The 22,921-nt window shown below is 63.7% G+C and carries 24 protein-coding genes and 1 tRNA gene; 21 read left to right on the plus strand and 4 right to left on the minus strand.

The annotated features are described in order from the left end of the window. Positions 1-25 precede the first annotated feature (25 nt). Positions 26-430, minus strand: a complete 405-nt coding sequence (locus ACSHWJ_RS09280) for a group I truncated hemoglobin (protein WP_017366176.1) — start codon at positions 428-430, stop codon at positions 26-28. A gap of 159 nt (positions 431-589) precedes the next feature. Between ACSHWJ_RS09280 and ACSHWJ_RS09285 the strand changes: the two genes are divergently transcribed. The 5 genes from ACSHWJ_RS09285 (at position 590) to ACSHWJ_RS09305 (ending at position 3,161) form a co-directional block, all read left to right on the plus strand. Then, positions 590-1,042 (plus strand): Rrf2 family transcriptional regulator, encoded by a 453-nt coding sequence (locus ACSHWJ_RS09285; protein WP_010961728.1) that lies wholly within the window; start codon positions 590-592, stop codon positions 1,040-1,042. Between the two features lie 54 nt (positions 1,043-1,096). Then, a tRNA-Met gene (locus ACSHWJ_RS09290) sits at positions 1,097-1,173 on the plus strand. Between the two features lie 371 nt (positions 1,174-1,544). Continuing rightward, entirely contained in the window at positions 1,545-1,760 is a 216-nt protein-coding gene (locus ACSHWJ_RS09295) for a hypothetical protein (RefSeq protein ID WP_218798225.1), read from the plus strand. A gap of 179 nt (positions 1,761-1,939) precedes the next feature. Then, positions 1,940-2,266, plus strand: coding sequence for a hypothetical protein (locus ACSHWJ_RS09300; protein WP_249385239.1), 327 nt, complete (start codon positions 1,940-1,942; stop codon positions 2,264-2,266). 334 nt (positions 2,267-2,600) lie between these two features. Next, entirely contained in the window at positions 2,601-3,161 is a 561-nt protein-coding gene (locus ACSHWJ_RS09305; protein ID WP_371129646.1) for a hypothetical protein, read from the plus strand. Positions 3,162-3,396: 235 nt separating this feature from the next. On the opposite strand, the gene ACSHWJ_RS09310 is transcribed toward ACSHWJ_RS09305, so the two are convergent. Continuing rightward, positions 3,397-4,065, minus strand: coding sequence for a protein-methionine-sulfoxide reductase heme-binding subunit MsrQ (locus tag ACSHWJ_RS09310; RefSeq protein WP_010961723.1), 669 nt, complete (start codon positions 4,063-4,065; stop codon positions 3,397-3,399). 292 nt (positions 4,066-4,357) lie between these two features. Between ACSHWJ_RS09310 and ACSHWJ_RS09315 the strand changes: the two genes are divergently transcribed. The 12 genes from ACSHWJ_RS09315 to ACSHWJ_RS09370 all read left to right on the plus strand — a co-directional run bounded on the left by ACSHWJ_RS09315 (position 4,358) and on the right by ACSHWJ_RS09370 (position 16,243). Beyond that, positions 4,358-4,825 carry a cysteine rich repeat-containing protein gene (locus ACSHWJ_RS09315; RefSeq protein ID WP_017366171.1) on the plus strand — a complete coding sequence of 156 codons (468 nt, stop codon included), beginning with the start codon at positions 4,358-4,360 and terminating at the stop codon, positions 4,823-4,825. 229 nt (positions 4,826-5,054) lie between these two features. Next, positions 5,055-5,870: a tRNA pseudouridine(38-40) synthase TruA gene (gene truA, locus ACSHWJ_RS09320; protein WP_218798223.1), complete on the plus strand. Its 816-nt coding sequence runs from the start codon at positions 5,055-5,057 to the stop codon at positions 5,868-5,870. Continuing rightward, positions 5,867-6,535, plus strand: a complete 669-nt coding sequence (locus ACSHWJ_RS09325) for a phosphoribosylanthranilate isomerase (protein WP_010961719.1) — start codon at positions 5,867-5,869, stop codon at positions 6,533-6,535. Before truA ends, ACSHWJ_RS09325 begins: the two co-directional genes overlap by 4 nt. Further along, positions 6,510-7,721 carry a tryptophan synthase subunit beta gene (gene trpB, locus ACSHWJ_RS09330; protein ID WP_218798222.1) on the plus strand — a complete coding sequence of 404 codons (1,212 nt, stop codon included), beginning with the start codon at positions 6,510-6,512 and terminating at the stop codon, positions 7,719-7,721. The genes ACSHWJ_RS09325 and trpB overlap by 26 nt, the downstream gene beginning before the upstream one ends. After that, entirely contained in the window at positions 7,718-8,521 is an 804-nt protein-coding gene (gene trpA / locus ACSHWJ_RS09335) for a tryptophan synthase subunit alpha (RefSeq protein ID WP_218798221.1), read from the plus strand. The genes trpB and trpA overlap by 4 nt, the downstream gene beginning before the upstream one ends. Positions 8,522-8,535: 14 nt before the next feature. Beyond that, positions 8,536-9,510: an acetyl-CoA carboxylase, carboxyltransferase subunit beta gene (gene accD, locus ACSHWJ_RS09340; protein ID WP_010961716.1), complete on the plus strand. Its 975-nt coding sequence runs from the start codon at positions 8,536-8,538 to the stop codon at positions 9,508-9,510. 3 nt (positions 9,511-9,513) lie between these two features. Beyond that, positions 9,514-10,809 carry a bifunctional tetrahydrofolate synthase/dihydrofolate synthase gene (gene folC, locus ACSHWJ_RS09345; RefSeq protein WP_218798220.1) on the plus strand — a complete coding sequence of 432 codons (1,296 nt, stop codon included), beginning with the start codon at positions 9,514-9,516 and terminating at the stop codon, positions 10,807-10,809. Next, on the plus strand, positions 10,802-11,605 hold the full coding sequence (locus ACSHWJ_RS09350) for an SPOR domain-containing protein (protein WP_218798219.1): 804 nt from the start codon (positions 10,802-10,804) through the stop codon (positions 11,603-11,605). The genes folC and ACSHWJ_RS09350 overlap by 8 nt, the downstream gene beginning before the upstream one ends. A gap of 3 nt (positions 11,606-11,608) precedes the next feature. Beyond that, positions 11,609-12,142, plus strand: a complete 534-nt coding sequence (locus tag ACSHWJ_RS09355) for a CvpA family protein (protein WP_218798218.1) — start codon at positions 11,609-11,611, stop codon at positions 12,140-12,142. 36 nt (positions 12,143-12,178) lie between these two features. Continuing rightward, positions 12,179-13,687 (plus strand): amidophosphoribosyltransferase, encoded by a 1,509-nt coding sequence (purF, locus tag ACSHWJ_RS09360; RefSeq protein WP_218798217.1) that lies wholly within the window; start codon positions 12,179-12,181, stop codon positions 13,685-13,687. A gap of 13 nt (positions 13,688-13,700) precedes the next feature. Next, on the plus strand, positions 13,701-14,882 hold the full coding sequence (locus ACSHWJ_RS09365; RefSeq protein WP_017366164.1) for an O-succinylhomoserine sulfhydrylase: 1,182 nt from the start codon (positions 13,701-13,703) through the stop codon (positions 14,880-14,882). 32 nt (positions 14,883-14,914) lie between these two features. Continuing rightward, positions 14,915-16,243, plus strand: coding sequence for a UDP-glucose dehydrogenase family protein (locus tag ACSHWJ_RS09370; protein WP_218798215.1), 1,329 nt, complete (start codon positions 14,915-14,917; stop codon positions 16,241-16,243). Positions 16,244-16,264: 21 nt separating this feature from the next. On the opposite strand, the gene ACSHWJ_RS09375 is transcribed toward ACSHWJ_RS09370, so the two are convergent. Beyond that, positions 16,265-17,197, minus strand: a complete 933-nt coding sequence (locus ACSHWJ_RS09375; protein ID WP_218798214.1) for a histone deacetylase family protein — start codon at positions 17,195-17,197, stop codon at positions 16,265-16,267. 137 nt (positions 17,198-17,334) lie between these two features. Between ACSHWJ_RS09375 and acnB the strand changes: the two genes are divergently transcribed. Both acnB and ACSHWJ_RS09385 read left to right on the plus strand, forming a co-directional pair. Next, positions 17,335-19,911 carry a bifunctional aconitate hydratase 2/2-methylisocitrate dehydratase gene (gene acnB / locus ACSHWJ_RS09380; protein ID WP_432539677.1) on the plus strand — a complete coding sequence of 859 codons (2,577 nt, stop codon included), beginning with the start codon at positions 17,335-17,337 and terminating at the stop codon, positions 19,909-19,911. Beyond that, positions 19,908-20,744, plus strand: a complete 837-nt coding sequence (locus tag ACSHWJ_RS09385) for a ferritin-like domain-containing protein (RefSeq protein WP_218798212.1) — start codon at positions 19,908-19,910, stop codon at positions 20,742-20,744. The genes acnB and ACSHWJ_RS09385 overlap by 4 nt, the downstream gene beginning before the upstream one ends. A gap of 11 nt (positions 20,745-20,755) precedes the next feature. Here the strand turns inward: ACSHWJ_RS09385 and ispG are convergent, their stop codons facing one another. Continuing rightward, on the minus strand, positions 20,756-21,979 hold the full coding sequence (gene ispG / locus ACSHWJ_RS09390) for a flavodoxin-dependent (E)-4-hydroxy-3-methylbut-2-enyl-diphosphate synthase (protein WP_218798211.1): 1,224 nt from the start codon (positions 21,977-21,979) through the stop codon (positions 20,756-20,758). A gap of 267 nt (positions 21,980-22,246) precedes the next feature. Here ispG and ACSHWJ_RS09395 point away from each other — a divergent pair, with 267 nt between their 5' ends. Continuing rightward, on the plus strand, positions 22,247-22,540 hold the full coding sequence (locus tag ACSHWJ_RS09395; protein ID WP_010961705.1) for a hypothetical protein: 294 nt from the start codon (positions 22,247-22,249) through the stop codon (positions 22,538-22,540). A gap of 109 nt (positions 22,541-22,649) precedes the next feature. Next, entirely contained in the window at positions 22,650-22,907 is a 258-nt protein-coding gene (locus ACSHWJ_RS09400; protein ID WP_218798210.1) for an OadG family protein, read from the plus strand. The last annotated feature ends 14 nt before the right edge of the window (positions 22,908-22,921 follow it).

The raw sequence follows: 22,921 nt of genomic DNA on the forward strand, positions 1-22,921 counted from the left end.
GTGGCGCTCCTGTCGATTCCTCGACTCAGCGGCCGAGCACGTCGTTGCGCGTACTCTCGGCGATCGCCGCCGCCTGTGCGATCAGCTCATCGGGTACGTTCAGCTCTTTCATGGTGGCGCCGAGGTGTTCCATGACGGCATCGAAGTGGACGTCATTCAGGCCCTGCTTTACCAGGTGCGCGTGTCCGCGCCGCATGTCCATGCCGGTGTAATTGTGCGGCCCGCCGAACGCCATGGTCAGGAATGCCTTCTGCTTGGCAGCCTGTTTCTCCATGTCGACCCCCTCGAAAAACCGGTTGATGCGGGGATCGGCCAGTACCTTGCGGTAGAAGATGTCCACGGCTGCGTTCACCGCGGCTTCTCCTCCCAGTTTTTCATAGAGTGAGCCATGGGATTCGTTCCACCAGTCGGCGAGTTTCTTTTCGGTCATGAGCTTCTCCTAGTCGATTTATGCGAATGCGACGCACTGGAGTCGAATGCTGTTATAAGATGCATCGCAAATATAAATTTAGGATCGACACGAGCTCGTGTCAAGCCCTTCTGTGAGCGCGTGTTATGCTATCGTCAGCTGTCCAAACAGGTATCAGCCATGCAACTGACCCAGTTCACGGATTTCTCGCTGCGGGTCTTGATTTATCTGGTTCGCCTGCCGGAACCCGGCATGGCGACCATCCCGGAAATCGCCGAGTACTACCGGATTTCGCGGAATCATCTGGTGAAAGTGGTGAACACTCTGGCCAATGCCGGCCTGCTCGTGACGATGCGCGGCAAGGGTGGCGGGCTGAGGCTGGCGCGTCCGGCCGATACCATCACCATCGCCGAGGTGGTACGCCTGACCGAGCCGAACATGAATCTGGTCGAATGTTTCGATCCGAAGGCCAGTCACTGCCGGATCGACCGGGGCTGTTTCCTCAAGGCCATCCTCTATGAAGCGCGGAAAGATTTCCTGGCCGCGCTCGAACGCCACACGCTGGCCGATGCAGCCCGCATGGGCTCGGGATCGGAAGGCGAGTCCCCGGCACCGAGGGGGGCTAGGATGTGACTCATAGGGCTTGCAAGTCTCGGGAACACACGGGTATAATTCTCCTTCACCAAACGCGGGGTGGAGCAGTCCGGTAGCTCGTCGGGCTCATAACCCGAAGGTCGTAGGTTCAAATCCTGCCCCCGCTACCAAAATTCAAAGGCTTGCGTGCCATCGCAAGCCTTTTTTCGTTTCTGCACGGCCATTTCCTCTGGCCGGATCCGACCAATCGCTTTGAGTCCAGAGCGGGTCGAGAGTGCCTTGGCGATCTTCCTGTCGGTCTTCGCTCTGCCTCATCCAAACCAGCGGACCATTTGCCGCATGAGCTTTTTGTGTCCATGGTCCTGCCTGGAACTGGATGTGCCCGGCCGTGGTCTAAATTTATGTGTGCGCTCGAAGTAAAAAGGGGCGTTGGGCGTCACCAAGGGTCCCGGCCGCCTCGTTCCTTGAGGCGGCGCGCAATGCACCAAAACGCTAAAATGAAGCCGGACGACCGGCCGGCAGAGCTGCGAGGTCGTGTACCGTGATCGAAAATTTCTTCGCTGAATTCAACGCTTATCTCCTCGGCCATCCGGCGTTTCTGGCTAAACTGAAGTTCCTGTTTTGGTTGAAATATTGGATTCTGATCGGGCTGATGGCGGTTTTCATCTATCTCCTTTACAAGGAACGGCATGCCGGCGGCAACTCGCCGAGCCACAGGCCCGATGCTTTGCATACTCATACTTCTTTCGAAGCCTGACATGAAAGTCGGCCGGGATCGCGAGTAACAGGCCGATGCCGGCGGCGCCCATTTTTCCGCTGGGCAGGTTCATCAGGGTCGACGTAAGATGCAGATCACAAGGCGAGCCTCCGCTTCTGCCGGCAAGCTCTCCCGAAGCGGATCCCGTTTCTTGAATGTAAAGACGAGGAGGACCGACCGTGTTTGCGAAATCTTTTCTGATGTCGGCCGCCCTGCTGGGCGCGTCTGAAGCCGCCTTGGCCGCCCCCAACATGTACTGGGATCATTTACGGTCGAGCCTGAGCCAGGCCGACTGCGTGAGCCGGGGCGAGTCGCTCATGTCGTCGCTGACGACGGGTAGGGTCAGTAAGGACGTTGATTCCGTCCGTTCCTGGACCGACAAGACTCTGGCAGTGGTCGAGTGCATTCGAATGGGTGACCACATGACCGTGATGGTGCTGGTAGGCAGCGATGATGCGGTCGCCGGCAGCAAATTGCTTGATGCTCTGAAGAAGGGCATGCAGTAATCCACCTCGATGTCCGGGTGACCTCCCTCCTGGCCCGAAACGCAGGAGGCGGCCGAGGAAAAAGCGGTTTCGCCTCGTTCGGCGCAAAAACCCGTCCGCAGCTCGTCGGCTCCGGCGCCGCCCTGGCGCTCGCCGCCGGTGAGCCTCTCACGGTGCCACGATTCGGGCCGTTCCTGCGCTATGCCGCTTGACGCGGAGCTTTCGACCTCATAGTTTCTCTGCCGCGACCGGCGGGCGATCTTTGCCGGAGTCGGAAACAGAGGGTATGTGGTGCCGTCCCGGGACTGTCTGGACCGCACCGATAAGAACTAGAACGCTTTGGCTGAGGCTCGAAATGAAAAAGTGCGAAACTTGTGATCCATCAGGGATTGGCGAGAACCGCGTCGTGATCGGGAAGAATCATGGTCAAATCCCGTATGCAACGCGCATTCTAGGGGTATTCTTGATTTATCTGCCTATCCTGACTCTGCCTTTCGTGATGATCAGCGCCTATGTCAGTTATTTCCATCTCAAGCTGATGGGCGCAGAAAACATAAAGACGTTGAAAGACTTTTTGCCGGATCGGGCCAGTTTCCGATATAAGCTATCAAACCAGATCGTCATGCGGCCCGGCTACAGGCTCAGTCCCACCCAGTCCAGGCTGTTTTGGGTGCTTAATTGTACTTGGTATTGTCCTTTCAGTGTGGGGCTGTTCGAGTGGCACGCTTATCTGGTCAAGTTGGTGGAGAACTGGTGGTGTCCCTTTTTTCACGGACGGAAAGAAGGCCATTACCAGGAGGGCGCGATCGATCGTTCGTTCTGGCATATTTTCCCGGAGGACGTGGTCAAGCTCGACCCGGAGGACCGGGATAATCCGATCTGGAACGAGGAGGTCAAGGGCGTTCCGGAGCATTGAAGGCCGGCGGTCGCGGCAGCGCACGGCTTTTCAAGCCGCAGCCGGCGTTTGATAAGGGGGCGCCGGTTGTTGGCGCCCGCTTTTCATGGTGGGCGGACTCGACAACCGAGTGCAACATCCGTTGCCCTCGGTACTCGAAACCGCCAATTTTTGATTTGCGCGCAGTGACAATGGTGGCTTCCCGGTTGGTACATCCACGGGTGGGAATTCGGAGTCTCGTTGCCAGGTGCCGGCGCTAATCCGTCGGCTGAGGCGCCGAGGGATCAGCAATCGATGGTCGTGGCGCAGTGGCGGAAGGGCGGCCAGCCCGCCGTCGGGTGGCTTCGTCCAGTCGCAGGCACAGGACGATCGCCAGGATCGCCGCGTACAAGGCCGGACCCGAGGTATCCCGTTTGACCAGCCAGAAATAATGGAATACGCCGGCCGCCGCGGACACATATACCCACCGGTGCAGCAGGCGCCAGTTTCTGTGGCCAAGGCGCCGGGCCATGGCCTGGTTGGAGGTGGCAGCCAATGGAACCATGATCAGGAAACTCGTCATCCCGGCGGAGATAAAGGGGCGCCTGACGATGTCCCGCCAAATTTCGCGGGCATCGAATAACTGATCGAATATCAGATAGCTCGAGACATGAAGGCAGGCGTAGAAGAAAGCCAGCAGAGCGGTCGTGCGGCGGAGGTGAATGAGCCAGTGCCCGCCGGGGAATCTGGCCAACGGTGTGATGGCGAGGGTGCCCAGCAGGAATCGCAGTGTCCACAGGCCGCTGCCGTGGGAAATGGTCTCGACGGGATTGGCGCCCAGGCCGTGAGTCAAACCGCCCGTTGCCAGGAAGAGAAAAGGAACCGTACCGGCGACGAACAGTCCTCGGTTGAGCAGCCGGATGGTGGCTTCGGACGGAGGCTTCATGGGGGGATAAACCTGGGTTGACTCCTCGTGTGATCGATGAGCGGCGGTGGTGGAGGATGACCTGGCATGGTTGAGTATGTCACTTGGTTATTTTCCACCCGCCTTCTTCATTTTGCAAAACGGCTGTCCCAGGCCGTTAGGACGAACCCGGTTTCGAGCCGGATAGGTTTTCCCGGGGCGTCTGGCTACAATGCCGGATGTGCGCCGCCAGCGGAAGGGCCGGCTCGGGCCGGAACTTGCGGGCATGGAGGTGCGCGATTCGTCTCATCACCCAATCAACAAGGAACATCTCATGTACAGTGCACGATATCTGTTCGCCGGCCTGCTGCTGGCGGCGTTCATGACACAACCCGCTTGTGCGGCGAAGAAGGCCGAGACCAAGGCTTCTGCGCCCCTGGAGCAGGCTCAGGTCGACGACCCGGTGTCGACTTTCAAAACCGGCTGCAAGGCCGAACTCGACAAGTTCTGCAAGGACGTGATGCCCGGTGACGGACGTCAGTTGGCCTGTCTCTACGCCTACCAGGACAAGCTATCCACGCGCTGCGAATACGCCATTTACGATGCCGCGGCCCAGCTTCAGCGTGAAGTCAACGCTCTGAGCTATGTGGCCGCAGAATGTGACGACGATCTCGACAAATACTGTGCCAATGTCGATCCCGGCGAAGGGCGGCTGTTGGCCTGCCTGGAAAAGAATGAGGCCAAGGTCAGCTCGCGCTGTGAGCAGGCGATCCAGGATACGGGCTTGAACAAAGTCAAATAAGGAGCTCGATGCCGTCCGTGTCGGCGCAGCCGCCCCCTCTTCGCCGATACAGGGTCCCCAAGACCCGACCCGGTGGTGTCTCGATTTTGTCAGGGGTGGATCGTGTCCCATCAAATCAATGAGTTGACAAGGCGGTCTGCAGGGGGTTCACAGAATTATCCACAGAATCTGTGGATAAACCGGCGGGGCGTTTCTGGTACGATAGCGCGCCTCGAATCGGGCCTGAAACATGAGGATCGCCTTAGGCATAGAATATGACGGCAGCGGTTTCGCCGGCTGGCAGTGGCAGAACGGTAAGCGCACCATTCAGGCCGAGGTCGAGCGGGCCTTGAGCCGGGTCGCCGACGCTCCCGTGCGAGTCACATGCGCAGGGCGCACCGATGCGGGAGTCCATGCCATCGAGCAGGTGGCGCATTTCGACACCGAGAGCCGGCGCAGTGAGCGCTCTTGGCTGCTGGGGGCCAATACCGCGCTGCCGGAGGACGTGCGGATCCTCTGGGTGCGGGAAACCGAACCTCATTTCCACGCCCGGTTGAGCGCGATCGCTCGCTACTACCGCTATGAGATATTGAACCGGCCCATGCGTTCCGCCTTGCGGCCCCGCCAGTTCACCTGGTGCCACGCGCCCCTGGACGTCGAGCGGATGCGGGAAGGTGCGGCCTATCTGGTCGGCGAACACGATTTCTCGTCTTTTCGGGCGCAGCAATGCCAGTCCCGCAGCCCTTTCCGGCGCGTGCATTTCCTGCACGTGCGCCGGGAGGGTGAAAGGGTGATCATGGAAATCGCCGCCAACGCCTTCGTCCATCACATGGTGCGCAACATCGCTGGGGTACTGATGGCGGTGGGGGCGGGCAAGCACGATCCGGCCTGGGTCGGCGAACTGCTGGCCATGCGGGACCGCGCCAAGGGTGGTGTCACGGCGCCGCCGGACGGGCTTTACCTGGGAGGCGTGTGTTATCCGGAAGAATTCGGGCTGGCGCGCGACGCCGTTTTCGAACACCTGCCGGCGGACGCCCGCCGCTACCAGCCCGATGACGAATCATGATGCCGGCATACCCCTCCGGGCGAACTCGGGTTAAAATTTGCGGTTTCACGCAGGCCGAGGACGCGGCCTGCGCGGTGGCTCTGGGCGTCGATGCGTTGGGTCTGGTGTTCTACGGTCCCAGCCCGCGCAACGTGGGCCTTGGTCAGGCGCAGGCCATCGCCGCGGCCGTCCCGGCGCTGGTCACGGTGGTGGGACTGTTCGTGGATGCCGAGCCGGAACGAGTGCGGGAGGTCTGCAGTGCCGTGCGGATCGATCTGCTGCAGTTTCATGGCGATGAATCCCCCGAATACTGTGCTGGCTTCGGGCGGCCCTACATCAAGGCCTTGCGGATGATGCCCGGTGTCGACGTCGGGGCCGAGGCTCGCCGGTACGCTGGCGCCGCCGGTTTGCTGCTCGACGCCTACCAGCCGGGCGAGCAGGGCGGGACCGGCATGACGTTCGACTGGCGCAGGGCCGAAGCCGGATGCTGCCTGCCGTTGATCCTGGCGGGCGGGCTCGCGCCGACCAATGTGAGAGAGGCACTGGAAACGGCAAAGCCTTACGCGGTGGATGTATCGAGCGGCGTGGAGGGGGCGCGGAAGGGAATCAAGGACCACGACAAAATGGCGGCGTTTTTACGCGAGGTATACGATTTTGATCATGCAAGACGAGATTCAGCCCTATGACCTGCCCGATGAGCGCGGCCACTTTGGACCTTACGGCGGCATTTTCGTCGCCGAGACCTTGATGGAGCCGCTGGAAGAGCTGAAAGCCGCCTACCATCGCTACCTGAAGGACCCGGAATTCCTCGCCGAGCTGGATCACGATCTGAACCACTACGTCGGCCGTCCCTCACCTATCTACCATGCCGAACGCCTGAGCCGGGAGCTCGGCGGCGCACAGATCTTCTTCAAGCGCGAAGATCTCAATCATACCGGTGCACACAAGGTCAACAACACCGTCGGCCAGGCACTGCTGGCCAAGCGCATGGGCAAGCGGCGGGTGATCGCCGAGACCGGTGCGGGCCAGCACGGCGTGGCCACGGCCACCGTGGCGGCCCGGCTGGGGATGGAGTGCGTGGTCTACATGGGGGCGGTCGACGTCCAGCGCCAGGCGCTCAACGTATTCCGCATGAAGCTGCTCGGCGCTACCGTGATAGCGGTCGACTCGGGTTCCCGGACGCTCAAGGACGCGCTGAACGAAGCCATGCGCGACTGGGTGACCAACGTCGACGATACCTTCTACATCATCGGTACGGTGGCGGGTCCCCATCCCTATCCCGCCATGGTGCGCGATTTCCAGGCCGTGATCGGCCGCGAGGCGCGCCGGCAGATGCTGGAGATGACGGGGCGTCTGCCCGATGCCTTGGTCGCCTGCGTGGGCGGCGGCTCGAATGCCATCGGCCTGTTTCATCCGTTCGTCGATGACCGCGAGGTCGCCATGTACGGGGTCGAGGCCGCCGGGGATGGTATAGAAACCGGTCGCCACTCGGCTCCGCTGAGCGCCGGCCGCCCCGGCGTGCTGCACGGCAACCGTACCTACCTGATGGAAGACGAAGACGGCGAGATCATCGAGACCCATTCCATTTCCGCCGGGCTGGACTATCCGGGCGTCGGGCCGGAACACGCCTGGCTCAAGGACTGCGGCCGGGCGAGCTATGTCAGTGCCACCGATGCCGAAGCGCTCGAGGCGTTCCACATCCTGACCCGGTCCGAGGGGATCATCCCGGCACTGGAATCCAGCCATGCCGTGGCCTACGCCCTCAAGCTGGCGCCGACTCTCAGTTCCGACAAGATCGTCCTGGTCAACCTGTCTGGCCGTGGCGACAAGGATATCCACACCATCGCCACCCGGGAGGGCATCGTTCTGTGAGCCGTCTGACCTCAACTTTCCAGGTCCTGCGTCATGCCAACCGCAAGGCCCTGATCCCGTTCATCACCGCCGGCGATCCGGAGCCCGGTTTCACCGTGCCGGTCATGCATGCCATGGTCGAGGCCGGTGCCGACGTCATCGAGCTGGGCGTGCCGTTTTCCGACCCCATGGCCGACGGTCCCGTGATCCAGAAAGCCAGCGAGCGCGCGCTGGTTCACCATATGAGCCTTGGCAAGACCCTGGATCTCGTGGCCGAGTTCCGCCGTGCCGATCGGACGACGCCCATCGTGCTGATGGGCTATCTCAACCCCGTCGAGTGCATGGGGTACCAGCGTTTCGTCGATCGTGCCAAGGATGCCGGCGTCGACGGCGTGCTTACCGTCGACATGCCGCCGGAAGAGGCGGGGGAGTTCGTACCGATGCTGCACAGGGCCGGGCTCGACCCGATTTTCCTGCTGGCACCCAACAGCTCGGACGCTCGAGTTCAGCGGATGGCGGCGCTCGGTCGCGGCTATCTGTACTATGTGTCCCTCAAGGGGGTGACCGGAGCGTCACACCTCGACCTCGCCGAAGTGGAAAGCCGGATCGCCCACATCAGGTCGTTGACCGACCTGCCGATCGGGGTCGGTTTCGGCGTCAAGAATGCCGAGACCGCGGCGGCCATAGGGCGGTTCGCCGATGCCGTGGTGGTGGGCAGTGCTCTGGTGGAGAAGATCGCGGCGGCTCAGGACCGGCCCGAACAAGCGCGCAAGGACATCGTCGACTTGCTCGCCGTCCTGCGGCGTGCGCTGGATGCCTGAAGCCGAGAGAAGTCATGACTTTGAGCTGGTTCCATAAACTCGTTCCCTCCAAGATCCGCACCGAGGCCTCGACCAAGAGCACGGTGCCCGAGGGGCTGTGGTGCAAGTGCCCGAGCTGCAATGCGATCCTGTACAAGTCGGAGGTCGAGCGCAATCTCGAGGTCTGTCCGAAATGCTCGCATCACATGCGCATTTCCGCGCGCAAGCGCCTCCATCTATTTCTCGACCCGGGCAACCGGCTGGAGATCGGTGAGGGGCTGGCCCCCCTGGATCCGCTGAAATTCAAGGACAGCAAGAAGTACAAGGACCGCTTGCAGCAGGCCCAGAAGGCAACCGGCGAAAAAGATGCGCTGATCGTCGTGGCCGGGCAGCTGCTCGGCCTGCCGGTCGTGGCGGGAGCTTTCAATTTCGAGTTCATGGGGGGCTCCATGGGCTCGGTGGTCGGCGAGCGTTTCGTACGCGGCGTCAACCACAGTCTCGAACACGGTGCTCCTTTCGTCGTTTTCAGCGCCAGCGGGGGCGCCCGCATGCAGGAATCGTTGCTGTCGCTGTTCCAGATGGCCAAGACCAGCGCCGCGCTGGGGCGGCTGTCCAAGGCGAGGATTCCGTTCATTTCCGTCCTGACCGATCCGACCATGGGCGGGGTCTCGGCCAGCTTCGCCATGCTGGGCGATATCAACATCGCCGAACCGGGCGCCCTGATCGGTTTCGCCGGCCCCCGAGTGATCGAGCAGACGGTGCGGGAGAAACTTCCGGAAGGATTCCAGCGCAGTGAATTCCTGCTCGAACACGGCGCCGTCGACATGATCGTCGACCGCCGTGATCTGCGTGAGCGCATCGCCGCGCTCCTGGCTCTCATGACCCGCGACGGCCGGGCTGTCGCACCCGCCGCGGCGAAGGCGCCGCCGGCGATCGGGGAGGGCGCCGGAGAGGCCGATCTGGCCCGTTGTCTTTCCGCGTTGCCGATGGACGACCCGGAAGCCGAATAGCCGATGCGCTTCTCGACTCTCGGGGAGTGGCTGTCTTGGCAGGAGACCTTGCACCCCCAGGCCATCGATTTGGGGCTGGAACGGGTTCGCAGGGTCTACCGGGCACTCAATCCGGCTCAGGACCGGCCTTTTACCATCACCGTCGGCGGCACCAACGGCAAAGGCTCCTGCGTCGCGGCGCTGGATACCATCCTGCGTCGGGCCGGTTACCGCGTCGGCGCCTATACCTCGCCCCATATCCTGCGCTACAACGAGCGCATCTGCATCGATGGGACGCCGGTCGACGACGCGGCCATCTGCGCGTCGTTCGAACGGATCGAAGCGGTGCGCGGCGACACCACGCTGAGTTTCTTCGAGTTCGGTACGCTGGCGGCGATGGACATCTTCCGGCGCGCCGAACTCGACGTGCAGATCCTCGAGGTCGGTCTCGGCGGGCGGCTCGATGCCGTGAACATCGTCGATGCCGATGCTGCGCTGGTCGCCAGCATCGGCATCGACCACGAGGAATGGCTGGGGTTGACCCGCGAGGCCATCGGCTTGGAGAAGGCCGGCATCTTCCGGCCGGCGCGGCCCTGCATCCTGGGCGATCCCGACGCCCCGGCCACGGTATTGCGGCACGCGGAGGCGATCGGAGCGGATTTGCTGATGCAGGGCCGCGATTTCTCGTTCCGGAGGGAAAAGGACGGCTGGACCTGGTACGGGCGCGGGGAAACCCATGCGGCGCTGCCCGAGCCGTGCCTGCGGGGCGACCATCAGTATTTCAACATGGCCGCCGTGCTGCAGGTGATCGAGGCCATCCGGCCCCGCCTTCCGGTGCCGGAAGCCGCTGTCCGGGCGGGTCTGGCCAGCGTCCATCTGCCGGGCCGGTTCCAGATACAGGAAGGCGAGCCGACGGTGCTGCTGGACGTCGCGCACAATCCCCATGCAGTGCGCGTGCTCGCGGAGTTCCTGCGGCAGTTCAAGCGGGGACGCCCGGTGCACGCGGTGTTCGCCATGATGCGCGACAAGGACATCCGCGGCGTGGTCGAGTGCATCCGCGATCTGGTGGATGACTGGTATCTCGCGCCGTTGCAACTGCCGCGGGCCGCGACGCCGGAAATCCTGCTGCCGGTGTTCTCGGCGCTCGGCATAAGCCAAGTGCAGCAGGGTTTCGCGGATGCCGCCGAGGTGTTTGCAAGGGTCCGTCGAAACGCCGAGAATGATTCGATCATTTTGGTGTTCGGCTCGTTTTTCCTGGTCGCCGAGTATCTGGCCCGAATCGAGCCCATCCCTCCAAAGTTCGAGGAAACGTATGGATGAACAGTTGAAACAACGGCTGATCGGCGCAACGGTCATCGTCGCCCTGGCCGTGATTTTCGTGCCGATGCTGTTCGACGAGAAGCCGGGGCCGTCCCGCCCGGAAGTGGCCGAGATTCCGCCGATGCCCAAGGACATGGAGGAGCAGCCGGTCGAACTGCCGCGCTCGGTGGAGGAGGTCGCGACGGCCGAGCCGGTGGAGGCCGAAGGGGCGGATCGCATCATTCCGATCACGGGTGGTGAAGACGGTGTCGCCGGAGCGGGGACGGTTCCACCTTCGCCGAAGCGCGGAGCTGTCCCGCAAAAGGAGAAACCCGGTCAGACGGTTGAAGCAGAACAGGCGCCGGCCGACGGGTTCGTCGAGGAAGACATGGCGCCCATGGAGGCGGCACCGACGGTGAAACCCACGGTCAGGCCGTCGGTACCGAAGAAGATGCCCGCGGCGACCGCCGTGCCGGCCGTCACGGGAGGCAAGCCGCCGGCAAAGGCGGGGTCGGCTGAGCCGGCGCTCCGCAAGCCGGAAGTTCCACCCGCCGCAGCGCCCGCCGCCGGTGTTTCGGCCTGGCTGGTGCAGGCCGGGAGCTTCGTCGAGGAGGCCAATGCCAAGGCGCTGGTCGAGAAGTTGCGCCAGAACAATTTGTCCGCCTACGCAGAAACCGTCCACGGCAGCACTGGCAAGGTGACCTACCGTGTCCGGATCGGGCCCGAGCCCGACAAGGCCCGGGCCGAGCAGGTGCTGCGTCAGCTCGAGTCGGTCGCCGGCATCCGTGGCTATCTGGTGCCGTCCCGCCCCCGCTAGTCGATGTTGCCGCAGGTCGCGCCGGGCACGGCGGTCGCGGGTGCGTTGAGCTGGGTCGATTATCTCATCATCGCGGTGATGGGCTTGTCCGCCCTGGTGGGGTTGACCCGAGGGCTGGTGCGGGAAGTATTCTCGCTGGCGACCTGGGCCGCGGCGGTGTGGCTGGGGCTGCGTTTCAGCCATGATCTGGCGGTCCCTCTCGAAACCCTGATTCCGCTGCCCTCGCTGCGGCTCGGCGTCGCCTTCGTCGCCATCTTCCTGGTCAGTCTGATGGCGGGCGGTCTCAGCGGTTTTCTGCTCGGTCGGCTGGTGACGGGCACCGGTCTGGGGGGGACCGACCGGCTGGCCGGGATGGTGTTCGGGCTGACGCGTGGCGTGCTGCTCGTATCGGTCATGGTGCTCCTGGCCGGGTTTACTCCGTTGCCCCGGGACCCATGGTGGCAGGAGTCGCGCCTCATTCCGCCGTTTCAATCCATGGCGCTGTGGATCAAGACGCTGCTGCCGGCTGAAATCGCCGGCCAGGTGGCCTATCCTTGAGTCCCCTTTCGTTCAATCGCTTTACAGGTTCAGGCTATGTGCGGAATTGCCGGTATCGTTTCCAACGATGAGGTCAATCAGGAACTGTACGAGGCGCTCACCGTGCTTCAGCATCGCGGCCAGGATGCCGCCGGTATCGTGACCTGCGAGAGGGAGCGGCTGCATCTGCGCAAGGAGAGCGGTCTGGTGCGGGATGTGTTCCACACCCGCCACATGGTGGAGCTGAAAGGCACGATGGGCATCGGCCACGTGCGTTATCCCACTGCCGGCTGTTCCAGCACCGCCGAAGCGCAGCCGTTCTATGTCAATTCCCCGTACGGCATCTCGCTCGCCCACAATGGCAATCTGACCAATGCGGCCCGGCTCAAACGCGAACTGTTCCGACAGGATCAGCGCCATATCAACACCGATTCGGATTCGGAGGTTCTACTCAACGTCTTCGCCCATGAAATGCAGGGCATCGGTAAGCTGCGGGTATCGCCGGACGACGTGTTCCGGGCCGTTTCCGCGGTGCATAGGCGCTGCCGCGGTGCCTATGCCGTGGTGGCGATGGTCACCGGTTTCGGCGTCGTCGGCTTCCGCGATCCGCATGGCATCCGCCCTCTGGTTTTCGGCGAGCGGGAGGGGCGGTTCGGCAAGGACTACATGATCGCTTCCGAGAGCGTGGCTCTGGACGTGCTCGGCTTCGAGCTGGTTCGGGATGTGGCGCCCGGCGAGGCGGTCCTGATCGAGAAGGACGGTACCCTGCATATCCGCCAGTGCGCCGAACACGTCGTCCATTCCCCATGCATCTTCGAGTTCGTCTATTTCGCCCGGCCGGATTCCATCATCGACGACATCTCCGTCTACAAGGCCCGGCTGCGCATGGGGGACAAGCTGGCCGACAAGATTCTGCGGGAGCGCCCCGAGCACGACATCGACGTGGTCATCCCCATCCCGGACACCAGCCGCACTTCGGCGCTGCAGCTCGCCAACCGGCTGGGCGTGAAATACAGCGAAGGCTTCATCAAGAACCGTTACATCGGCCGTACCTTCATCATGCCGGGGCAGACCCTGCGCAAGAAGTCCGTTCGGCAGAAGCTCAACGCCATCGACCTGGAGTTCAAGGGCAAGAACGTGCTGCTGGTGGACGACTCCATCGTGCGTGGCACCACCTCGACCCAGATCATCCAGATGGCGCGCGACGCCGGCGCCCGCAAGGTCTACTTCGCCTCGGCCTCGCCGCCGGTGCGCTACCCTAATGTTTACGGCATCGACATGCCGGCGGTCGAGGAGCTGATCGCCCACGGCCGGACCGACGAACAGGTACGGGAAGCGCTGGGCGCGGACTGGCTGGTCTATCAGGATCTGGCCGATCTGGTCGAGTCGGTACAGAAGGGCAACCCGTCGATCCCCCGTTTCGACACCTCCTGCTTCGACAAGGACTACGTCACCGGCGACATCGATCAGGCCTATCTCGACCGCCTGAGCGAGCATCGCTCGGATCATGCCAAGGCCAGACGGGATGCGGCCGCGACCGCCATCGATCTTTACAACACCGTCTAAAGGAGCAGGAGCTGTGGACGACCTGGATTGGAACGAATTCGCCATGGAGACCCGGGCCGTGCGCGCCGGGCAGCGGCGGACGATGGAGCAGGAGCATGCGGAGCCGATCTTCGCCACTTCCAGCTACGTGTTCGCCAGCGCCGCCGAGGCGGCCGAGCGCTTCGCCGGCAAGGCGGCGGGCAACATCTACTCGCGCTTCACGAATCCCACAGTGCGGACCTTCGAGGAGAGGCTGGCGGCGCTGGAGGGCGGGGAGCGCTGCGTCGCGGTCGGCTCCGGCATGGCGGCCATTGCCAGTACCGCGTTCGGGTTGCTGAAGGCAGGCGATCACGTGGTGTGTTCGCGCAGCGTGTTCGGCAATACCACCCTGCTGTTCCAGAATTACCTGGCCAAGTTCGGGGTCCCGACGACCTTCGTCGGTCTCACCGATTACGATGGCTGGGCCGCGGCCATCCGGCCCGAGACCCGGTTTCTGTTCATCGAGACGCCTTCCAATCCGCTGACCGAAATCGCCGACATCCCAAGGCTCGCGGAAATCGCCCACGCCCGCGGCTGCCTGCTGGTGGTGGACAATTGTTTCTGCACCCCGGCCTTGCAGCGGCCGCTGGCGCTGGGCGCGGACATCGTGATCCATTCGGCCACCAAGTACCTCGACGGCCAGGGCCGCTGCGTAGGCGGGGCCATCGTCGGCGGGCGCGAACTGCTCGACGCCGAAATCTACCCATTCCTGCGCACCGGCGGCCCCAGCATGAGTCCGTTCAACGCCTGGGTGTTCCTCAAGGGCCTGGAAACGCTGAATCTCAGGATGAAAGCCCATTGTGAGAACGCACTCGGCCTGGCCCGCTGGTTGGAGGCGCAGCCCTGGGTCGAGCGGGTGCATTATCCGGGACTCGCCAGCCATCCCCAGCATGAACTCGCCGCCCGCCAGCAATCGGGTTTCGGCGGCATCGTCAGCTTCGAGGTCAAGGGCGGACAGGAGGCTGCCTGGCGTCTGATCGACAGCACCCGGCTGCTGTCGATCACCGGCAATCTGGGCGATGCCAAAACCACCATCACCCATCCGGCGACTACCACTCACGGCCGTCTGAGTCCGGAAGCCCGGGCAGCGGCCGGTATCGCCGACGGGCTGATCCGCATCGCGGTTGGACTGGAGAACCTCGCCGATATTCAGGCCGATCTGGCTCGCTTCGCCTGAGGTCCTTTTTTCTCATTTCCTAAGGAAACTGCATGAAAGTCACCATCTTTGGTTCCGGCTATGTGGGATTGGTTACCGGCGCTTGTCTGGCCGAAGTCGGCAACGACGTCGTCTGCATCGACATCGACGCTGGCAAGATCGAACGCCTCGAGCGGGGCGAGGTGCCGATCTACGAGCCCGGCCTCGATACCATCATCAAACGCAACATGGTGGCCGGCCGCTTGCAGTTCACCACCGATATCGACCTGGGCGTGAGCCACGGCCTGTTCCAGTTCATCGCCGTCGGCACGCCGCCCGACGAGGACGGCTCGGCCGATCTGCAATACGTGCTGGCCGTGGCGCGCAGCATCGGCGAGCGGATGCAGGAATACCGGGTGGTCGTCAACAAGTCCACCGTACCGGTGGGAACGGCGGACAAGGTGCGTGGCGCGGTGAGTGAGGTGCTGGCCCGGCGTGGTGTGGCCATCGAGTTCGACGTGGTCTCCAATCCGGAATTCCTGAAGGAAGGCGCGGCCATCGAGGACTTCATGAAGCCGGACCGGATCGTGGTCGGCACCGATAACCCGCGCACCACGGAACTGCTGCGCGCCCTCTATGCCCCTTTCAACCGTAGCCACGACCGCATGGTGTGCATGGACATCCGCTCCGCCGAGCTGACCAAGTATGCCGCCAATGCCATGCTGGCCACCAAGATCAGCTTCATGAACGAGCTGGCCAACCTCGCCGAGCGGCTGGGCGCAGATATCGAGAAGGTCCGGGTCGGTATCGGTTCCGATCCGCGCATCGGCTACCATTTCATCTATCCCGGCTGCGGTTACGGCGGCTCCTGTTTCCCCAAGGACGTCAAGGCACTGGAGCGTACCGCCCGCGATGCCGGTTATCCCGCCCAGTTGCTGCAGGCGGTGGAGGCCGTGAACGACCGCCAGAAGGAAAAGCTGTTCGAGAAAATCAGCGCCTATTTCGGGGGCGATCTGGCCGGCAAGACCATAGCGGTCTGGGGACTGGCCTTCAAGCCGAACACCGACGACATGCGCGAAGCACCCAGCCGCACCCTGATGGAAGCGCTGTGGCGGGCGGGGGCGAAAGTACGGGCGTTCGATCCCGTGGCGCAGGAGGAAGCCCATCGCATCTATGGCGACCGGGCGGACCTGATCCTGTGCGATTCGCCGGAATCGGCCCTGCGAGGCGCCGATGTGCTGGCGGTGGTTACCGAATGGAACGTGTTCCGCAGTCCCGATTTCGACGAAATCAAGCAGTCCCTCACCCGTCCCGCGGTGTTCGACGGCCGCAACATCTACGATCCAGCACACATGAAGGCCAAGGGTTTCGATTATTTCGCCATCGGGCGAGGCTCAGTCTGATCGGCCGCTGCAGCCGGGATTTCAGGATGATGGGAGGAGCAGCGTCCGGACATGGGCCGCGGCGCTCCGGCCCAGAGCCTCCAGGGCGTAACCGCCTTCGAGGGCGGATACGATACGGCCGCCGGCATGGCGATCCGCCAGCTTCATGAGTTCCGCCGTGATCCAGCCGTAGTCGTCCTCGGTGAGCGCGAGGTCGGCCAGCGGATCGTCGCGGTGGGCGTCGAATCCGGCGGAGATGAGCACTAGCTCGGGGCGGAAACGGTCGATGGCGGGCAAGGCGGTGGCTGTGACGGCTTCGCGGTAGGCTGCGGAGTCCGTGCCCGCCGGAAGGGGGATGTTGACCAGGTTGCCGACGCCCGTTTCCTCGGCGCTGCCCGTCCCCGGATACCAGGGATACTGGTGGGTCGAAACGTACAGCGCCTGCGGATTGCGTCTGAACGCGGCCTGGGTCCCGTTGCCGTGGTGCACGTCGAAATCCACGATGGCGATACGCTGCAGTCCGTGGCTGGCGAGGGCATGGGCGGCGGCAATGGCGATGTTGTTGAACAGGCAGAAGCCCATGGCCGCATCCGGTTCGGCGTGATGCCCCGGCGGACGCACCGCGCAGAAGGCGTTGCGCGCCCGTTTCCCGATCACCTCGTCCACCGCCAGGCATACCGCGCCGACTGCATGCAGTGCGGCTTCCCCCGATTCCGGCGAGACTACCGTGTCGGCATCGACGAAGTGATGGCCGGTCTGGGGGAGGGAGGCGAACACCCGTTCGATGTGCCCCCGCGAATGGACCAGTTCGAGCCGGGAGATGTCGGCGCGGGGGGCCTCGAGACGCCGCAGGCTCCGGAATTCCGGAGCGGCGAGAGCGCTTTCGATGGCGGCAAGGCGCACCGAACCTTCCGGATGGCCGGGACCGGTGTCGTGGCGGAGAAACACCGGATGGCTGATATAGAGCGTCGTCATGGTCTGCGCATGCCGTTTCGGAGCGGGTTATTCCATATAATAGCCTCCCATGTTTCCCGCAAGAACTCGTATTCTCCCCGTGGCAGGCCGCGGGAAGGGCGGGCTCGTTTTCTATCACAATCTCTTAAGGTTCGAACATGTTGACCCAATACCGAGAGCACGTAGCCGAACGTGCCGCCCAAGGCCTCGTGCCCAAGCCGCTGACTGCCGAACAGACCGCCGCCCTGGTGGAATTGCTGAAGTCGCCGCCCGCCGGCGAAGAAGCGTTTCTGCTCGATCTCCTGAGCAACCGCGTGCCGGCCGGCGTGGACGAAGCGGCTTACGTGAAGGCGGGTTTTCTTGCGGCCGTCGCCCGGGGGGAGGCGGTTTCCCCGATCGTATCGCCCCGACGGGCCGCCGAACTGCTCGGCACCATGCTGGGCGGTTACAATGTCGCGCCGCTGATCGAGCTGCTGGATCATTCCGAGCTGGCCCCGGTTGCGGCGCACGGCCTGTCCCGTACGCTGCTCATGTTCGACGCCTTCCACGACGTACAGGTCAAGGCGGAAGCGGGCAACGTTCATGCCCAGGCCGTATTGTGCGCCTGGGCGGACGCCGAGTGGTTCACTTCCCGTCCGGAAGTGCCCGGAAAGTTGACCGTGACCGTGTTCAAGGTGCCCGGCGAGACCAATACCGACGACCTCTCGCCGGCCCAGGACGCCTGGTCACGGCCGGACATCCCGCTGCATGCCAAATCCATGCTGAAGGTGCCGCGCGAGGGGATTCACGATGCCGAAGCGCAGATCGCCGAACTCAAAACCAAGGGTTTCCCGGTGGCCTATGTGGGCGATGTGGTCGGCACCGGCTCGTCGCGCAAGTCGGCCACCAACTCCTTACTCTGGTATATCGGCGAGGACATTCCCCACGTTCCCAACAAACGCCAGGGCGGGGTCTGTATCGGCGGCAAGATCGCGCCGATCTTCTTCAACACCCTGGAAGACTCGGGAGCCCTGCCGATCGAATGCGACGTCACCGCCATGCGGACGGGCGATGTGATCGACATCCACCCCTACGAAGGGGTGGTGCGGAACCATGAGAGCGGGGTCGAACTGTGCCGGTTCACGCTCAAGACCGAGATCCTGCTGGATGAGGTGCGGGCCGGTGGGCGCATCAACCTGATCATCGGCCGCGGTCTGACCGACCGGGCGCGCAAGGTGCTGGGGCTGCCGCCTTCCGAGGTCTTCCGCCGTCCCAGGGCGCCGACCGAGACCGGAAAAGGCTACACCCTGGCGCAGAAGATCGTGGGCAAGGCCTGCGGGGTGGCCGGAATCCGGCCCGGCACCTACTGCGAGCCGGCGATGACCACGGTGGGGTCGCAGGACACGACCGGCCCGATGACGCGGGACGAGCTGAAGGATCTGGCCTGCCTCGGCTTTTCGGCCGACCTGGTGCTGCAGTCGTTCTGCCACACCGCGGCCTATCCCAAGCCGGTCGACGTCGAGACCCACCACACCCTGCCGGATTTCATCATGAACCGCGGCGGCGTGTCGCTGCGGCCGGGTGATGGCATCATCCATTCCTGGCTCAACCGCATGCTGCTGCCGGATACGGTCGGCACTGGCGGTGATTCCCACACCCGCTTCCCGATCGGCATTTCCTTTCCCGCGGGCTCGGGTCTGGTGGCCTTCGCCGCCGCCACCGGCGTGATGCCGCTGGACATGCCGGAATCGGTGCTGGTGCGCTTCAAGGGCGAGATGCAGCCGGGAATCACTTTACGCGATCTGGTGCATGCGATTCCCTACGTCGCACTGCAGCGGGGGCTGTTGACGGTCGAGAAGCAGGGCAAGAAGAATGTCTTCTCCGGTCGCATCCTGGAGATCGAGGGACTGCCGGATCTCAAAGTCGAACAGGCCTTCGAGTTGGCGGATGCCTCCGCCGAACGTTCGGCCGCGGCCTGCACCATCAAGCTTGACCGCGCGCCCATCGAGGAATACCTCCATTCCAACATCACCCTGCTGCGCTGGATGATCGCCGAGGGCTATGGCGACGCGCGCACCCTGCGGCGGCGCATAGCGGCAATGGAAGCCTGGCTGGCCGATCCGCAACTGCTGGAAGCGGACCCGGACGCCGAGTACGCCGAAGTGATCGAGATCGACCTCGACCAGATCACCGAACCGCTGTTGTGCTGTCCGAACGATCCGGACGACGTCAAGCCGCTGTCGCAGGTCGCCGGGACTCGCATCGACGAGGTATTCCTCGGCTCCTGCATGACCAACATCGGCCATTTCCGCGCCGCCGGGAGGTTGCTGGAAGCCTTCGGCAAGCCCACGCCGACCCGGTTGTGGATCGCCCCGCCCACCCGCATGGATCAGGCCCAGCTCACCGAGGAAGGCTACTACGCCACCTATGGCAAGGCCGGCGCCCGCACCGAGATGCCCGGCTGTTCCTTGTGCATGGGCAACCAGGCGCGGGTGGCCGACAATGCCACGGTGGTATCGACCTCCACCCGCAACTTCCCCAACCGCCTCGGGGCCGGCGCCCGGGTGTTCCTGGCCTCGGCCGAGCTGGCGGCGGTCTGCTCCATCCTGGGCCGGATTCCCAGCCTGGAGGAGTACATGGCCTATGCCGGCAAGATCGAGGAGAAAGCGGCCGACACTTACCGCTACCTGAACTTCGACCGCACACCGGCCTATGCCGAGCGGGCGGCGAAGGTGAAGGATCTGGAGCTGGCATGAAGGAGGCCGGCAGCGGGCCGGCTGGGGCCGGGAACCTCCAGGCTTATGCCGAACATTGCCTCGGCTCGCCCGAGGTCGAAACCAAACTGGCGGTATCCCACGAGGCTTGGCGGGCCTGCCTCGCCGGCGAGCTCGATTTCGGAATCGAAGGCGAGCCGCGGCCGATCGGCTTCGCCCGTTTCCCCGAGCGCCCGCGGCGGGTCGATCCGCGCGGACTGCCGCGTCGCGGCATCAATACCGTGGACGGGCGGGTGGCCCTTTTGCATGCTGTGGCCCACATCGAATTCAGCGCGATCCAGCTAGCCTGGGACCACCTCTACCGCTTCCGCGGCCTGCCGCAAGATTATTACCGTGATTGGCTGCGGGTGGCGGCGGAGGAGGCGGAACACTTCACCCTGGTGCGGCAGCGGCTCCGCGAACTCGGCGCCGATTACGGCGATCTCCCGGTGCACGGCGGGTTGTGGAGCATGGCGGAGGAAACGGCTTACGACGTCGCCGCCCGTATGGCCCTGGTGCCGCGCTTCATGGAGGCGCGGGGGCTGGACGTGACGCCGGGCATGATCGAGCGGCTGCGGCGGGCAGGGGATGCGCGCAGCGTCGAAGTGCTCGAACGCATCCTGCATGACGAGGTCGGGCACGTGGCCCTGGGGTCGCGCTGGTTCCGGTGGGTCTGCGATCAGTGCGGGATCGATCCGGAAATCGAGTATTTCGCTCTGGTGGACCGTCATCTGGGCGGCCGGGCGCGTGGGCCATTCAATCTTGAACTGCGCCGGCGCGCCGGCTTCAGTGACAGGGAGCTCGAACTGCTGGAGTCTTCCGACGTTCCCCGCTGATGCCCCGGCGTTCAGGCCTCTGCCCGGCTGCCGTAATGGGTCTCGATATAGCGCTCGACCAGTTCCTGGAATTCCTCGGCGATGCGGTCGCCCTTCAGTGTCACCGTCTTCACGCCGTCCTCAAACACCGGGGCGACCGGCTGTTCGCCCGTACCCGGCAGGCTGATGCCGATGTTGGCGTTCTTGCTTTCGCCCGGGCCGTTCACCACGCAGCCCATCACGGCCACATGCATGTCTTCCACACCCCGGTAGCGCCTGCGCCATTCCGGCATCTTGTGGCGCAGGTGCGTCTGGATCTGCTGGGCCAGCTTCTGGAAATAGTCGCTGGTGGTTCGGCCGCAGCCGGGGCAGGAGATGACCATGGGGGTGAACGAGCGCAATCCCATGGTCTGCAGGATTTCCTGGGCGACGATGACCTCTAGACTGCGGTCGGCGCCGGGCTCCGGGGTCAGCGAAATGCGGATGGTGTCGCCGATACCCTGCTGCAGCAGCACGGACAACGCGGCGGTGGAGGCGACGATGCCCTTGGAACCCATGCCGGCTTCGGTCAACCCCAGGTGCAAGGCATAGTCGCAGCGGCTGGACAGGGCTTCGTAGACCGAAATCAGCTCCTGCACCCCGCTCATCTTGCACGACAGCACGATGCGATCCTTGGGCAGCCCCAGTCCCTGGGCCTTCTCCGCGCTTTCCAGCGCCGAGGTGATGACGGCCTCGCGCATGACTTCCGGCAGGGGGCGCGGCTCGGCGAGCCGGGCATTTTCATCGAGCAGACGGGCCAGTACCGACTGGTCCAGGCTGCCCCAGTTGACGCCGATGCGGACCGGCTTGTCGTAGCGGCAGGCGAACTCGATCATCTGGGCGAACTGCGGATCGCGCTTGGAGCCGCGGCCGACGTTGCCCGGATTGATGCGGAATTTGCCCAGTGCCTCGGCGCAGGCGGGGTATTTGTCGAGCAGCTTGTGGCCGTTGAAGTGGAAGTCGCCCACCAGCGGCACGTTGCAACCCTGACGGTCGAGTTCTTCCCGGATGCGCGGGACGGCTTCCGCGGCTTCTTCATTGTTGACGGTGATGCGCACCAGTTCCGAACCGGCCCGGGCCAGGTCGATGACCTGGCGGACGGTTCCCGCCACGTCGGCGGTGTCGGTGTTGGTCATGGACTGGACCACGATGGGCGCGCCGCCCCCGATCTGTACCGAACCGACGCGCACGCCGACAGTCTGTTTGCGATTCATCATGCGTTACCTGCGAGAAGGGAAGTCAACCGGGCAATTCTACCAGTTGACGCGTTTACGGCTAATTTCCTAGTTCCATACTCGGGTGTCAATCCCCGCTCGTCGTCGCCTGCGGGTGTCGAAAAGACCATGGCCGGTGCGGCGCGGCGAAGCAGGCGGGCGTGTCGTGTTTCACGGCCGAGCGCCCGACCGGCTCGTCACCGTGGGCGAGTGGCGTGGATTCGTCGAATCCGGTTTAATCGCGCTTTTCCCCGTTTCGAGGACGAACGTATGGACCTGGCGACCAAGGTGATGATTCTGAGAATTGTGGTGGTGTTCGCCGCGGCTCTTTTCCTGATCGGCGTGATCGTCGGTTTGATCAAACCCAAGTGGGTGCTGTTCTGGGCGAAAAATCCGGATCGGCTGACGGCGGCCATGGTGGTGTCGGCGATCGCGATGCTGCTGTTCATGGCCGGCTGGACCGGTATCGCCAAGCTGACGCTCAAGCCGAAGGAGCCGCAGCAGCGTCACGAAGAGGATCGCCGTTCCAGGGATGAGCAGAACATGCTCCAGCTCAACCGATAGCGCTCGAAGACGTCTGCCGCCGCAAGCCCACCCCGGGCGGCGCAGATCGACTTTCCCGCCGGAGCGCTTTATCATTCCGGCGTTTTGTCGCTAACCTGAAACTTCCCGCATGGAATCGTCGATCCCAGAGCTCTTGCTGGCCGGTGGCAGGCTCATGCTCATAGGTATGACCATCGTATTCCTGTTTCTGGCGCTGCTGGTAGGGGTCATCCACGTGACTTCGCGCCTGATCGGCCGGTATTCGCCGGAGGAGCCGGTCGCACTCAAGCCCGTGAGTGCCGTGGTCGCCAGGAGTACCGGCGGGGAGGATGAAGCGGAGATCGTCGCCGCGATCACGGCGGCGGTCCACCGTTACCAGAACAAGTAAGGCACAATCTGAGG

This window comes from Methylococcus sp. S1M (assembly GCF_051295855.1).
In the GTDB taxonomy this organism is placed as follows: Bacteria; Pseudomonadota; Gammaproteobacteria; order Methylococcales; family Methylococcaceae; genus Methylococcus; species Methylococcus capsulatus.